This is a genomic window from Andreprevotia sp. IGB-42, assembly GCF_009848685.1.
In the GTDB taxonomy this organism is placed as follows: Bacteria; Pseudomonadota; Gammaproteobacteria; order Burkholderiales; family Chitinibacteraceae; genus Andreprevotia.
Map to the genome: position 1 here is coordinate 1 of NZ_WXTX01000035.1, position 3,010 is coordinate 3,010.

The window sequence follows — 3,010 nt, forward strand, 5'->3', positions numbered from 1 at the left end:
CGCCCCGTGCTCGGATCATAGTCCCGGAAGTAGTTGTAGTGCCGACCGCTCTCCGCATCATAGTACTGCCCAGGGAAGCGCAGGTTGTAGACGAACTGAGTGCCGGTGTTGCCCGGGTCCTGGTTCGCTTGCGTGTTGCCAAAGGCTTCGCTGTCCCAGCGCCATACCAGTTGGTTGTTGGCCGGGTCGGTGATCTGCCGCGGGGTGCCAAGTTGGTCGGCCCACACGTAGTAGACCTTGGGGTTGGCGGGGTCGGCAGTGGGTTTGAGGACGGCAATGGGGGTGTCACCGAGCCAGACGGTTTCCTGGATGGGGGTGCCGTTGGCGGTGTATTCGCCCAGCAGGTGGCCGGCTTCGTCGTAGACGAAGCGGGTGGTGCCGTTGGGGTTGGTTTTCTGGGTGCGTTGGCCTAATGCGTTGTAGTTGTATTGGGTGGTGATGCCGCTGCGGGTGATCTGGCTGATTCTGCCGGCGTCGTTGTAGGTGTTGACGAGGCCGTTGTTGTCGTTGAGGCGGTTGCCGGCGGGGTCGTGGCTGTAGGTCTGGGGGTTGCTGCCGGTGGTTTTGTTGAGGCGGTTGTTGGTGGCGGCGTGGTTGTAGAGGGTGGTGCTGCTGCCGTGGTTTTCGCTGGTGCGGTTGCCGTTGTCGTCGTAGGTGTAGTTGTAGCCGATGCCGCCGACGTTGCCGAGGGTGAGGCGGTCGAGGTTGTCGTAGTTGAAGTTCTGGTTGAGTTGCGGCCGGGCCAGGTCGTTGATGGTTTTGATGTTGCCGACGTTGTCGAAGCCGTGGCTGCGGATGGTGTCGCCAAGGGCAAGGCCGGCGATGCGGCCGGTGTTGTCGCTGCTGCGGGCCCACAGTTGGCCGTTGCCGTAGGTGAAGCTTTGGGCGCCGATGCTGCTGGACCACTGGATGTTGCTGGCGAGGGGCTGGCTGCCGATCTGGACGGCGGTGAGGGCGCCGTTGGTCCAGCTGTAGTTGATCTCGCGGCCGGATGGGTAGGTGATGCGGTTGAGGCGGTTGTTGGCACTCCAGCCGTAGCCGACGCGCTGGGTGAGGCTGCTGCCACTGACGGTGGCGGTGCGGCTGCTCTGGCTGATGCGGCCGAGGGGGTCGTAGCTGTAGGTGGTGCTGCCGTCGGCGTCGCTGAAGCCGGCGAGCTGGCCGATGCCGTTGGGGGCGCTGTCGTAGGTGTAGGTGTGGGTTTGATCGCCGTAGGTGACGGTTTTGATGCGGCCGAGGTTGTCGTAGGTGTAGGCGGCGGTTTTACCGCGTGCATCGATCTTGCTGCCGGTGCGGCCGGCGACGTCGGGGATGTAGGTGGTGCTGCCGGTGTCGGGGCTGACGATCTTGCGCAGGTTGTCGAGGCCGTCGTAGGTGTAGGTGGTGGTGAAGCCTTCGGGATCGGTGACGGTGACGAGGTGGTCGTTGGCGTCGTAGCCGAAGGTGGTGACCTTGCCATTGGCGTCGGTCATGGTGGCGAGGCGGTTGAGGGCGTCGTAGGTGTAGCTGGTGATGTGGCCGAGGGCGTCGGTGCGTTTCTTGCGGTTGCCGTTGGCGTCGTATTCGAAGGTGGTGACGTAGCCGTTGGCGTCCTTGATGGTCCAGAGGCGGCCGAGGGCGTCGTAGGTGTAGAAGGTGCTGACGACGGCGGTGTGGCCGGGGATGCTGGCGGTGGGCGGCGTGGTGGGTGCCGCCGTGGGCGGGACGGGGGTGGGTGTCGGTGTTGCAGTGGGGGCCGGTGTGCTGGTGGGAGCTGCGGTCACGACCGGTGTGGGGGTCGGGGTGCCGGGTACCGGGGTGGCGGTTGGTGTGGGGGTTGGCGCCGGCGTGCCGGTGGGCGGGACCGGGGTGGCAGTAGGCACTGCTGTCGGTGCAGCGGTGGGTGCAATCGGCACCGGGGTGGCCCAGGCGACGCTGAAGGTGCCGCAGTTGCCGACCCGGATCCACGGGCTGCTGGCCGGGAGGATGTTGTCGAGGCTGTCGGTGGTTTCACCTTGCGTGCTGCGTTTGGCAACGACGATCCAGCTGCCGCTGGTGGAGAGTACCGCGGCGCCAGCGGGGTAGCTGGTACCGCTGTTCCAGGTGGGCGGGATGCCGTTGGCGCAGGTGAGGCGCAGGGTGCTGGGCAAGGCGCTGAGCAGGCCGTGGCTGCCAAGGCAGCTGCCCATGTTGATCCAGTGGGTGGTGCTGCTGCCATTGGGGCTGGTGTCCAGATCCTGGGTGGGGTTGCCACTGCCGACGGTGATGGCGCCGAGCTTGTTCTGGTAGTGCACGCCGTTGTAGGTGACGATGCTGCCGACCGGGTAGGCGTTGGCGCTGTTCCAGCTTTGGTAGCAGCCGCTCTCGACCGGGGCGGTAACGCCCTGCACTTGCCATTTGGCGGTGTCGTTGGGCGGGAAGTCGTTGTAGCTGGAGCCGTGGGCGATCAGGGCTTTATACGTATTGCCCTGGTAGTTCACCAGGTCGCCAATGCGGTAGTACACGCTGGTGTTGGACCAGTTGCGCAGCACCGGATCGGCGGCAAAGCCGACCCAGGCGGCGCTGCCGAGCAGTGCGCCGGTCAGCAGGACGGCCAAGGTGATGCGGCCCAGTTGTTTGCGCGGGGTTTGCTGGGGCGTGATCATGGGGAAGCTCATCGTGGGCTGCATCATTGGGCGGGCGTATTGGGGAGATTGCGTTGGGTGGCGGCAGCGACAAGGCCGGTGGCCAAGGTGCCATCCGGGTCGTAGCGGTCTTCGCGCTTGAGGCTGCCGTCGTTGTTCAGCTCGTAGTGCACCCGGCCATTGCGGTTGTCGCGGATGTCGGTCAGCCGGTGCGCGGGGTCGTAGTCGTAGCTGAGGCTGCTGCCGTCGGCAAAGTCGATGCGCTTGAGCTGGCCGGCCAGGTCATAGGTGAAGCTGGTCAGTTCGCTGCCGGTCTGGCGCGTCTTCAGGCGGTTGCGCAGGTCGTAGCTGAAGGTGGTGACCACACCGTTCGGGTCGGTCATCGATTTGAGGTTGCCGTTGGCGTC

At 65.4% G+C, this 3,010-nt stretch carries 2 pseudogenes; both read right to left on the reverse strand.

Annotated elements, in window-relative coordinates:
• A pseudogene (locus tag IGB42_RS21715) lies at positions 1–2,636 on the reverse strand (hypothetical protein); the annotation flags it as partial.
• Between the two features lie 11 nt (positions 2,637–2,647).
• Positions 2,648–3,010 (reverse strand): annotated as a pseudogene (locus IGB42_RS21720) (hypothetical protein); the annotation flags it as partial.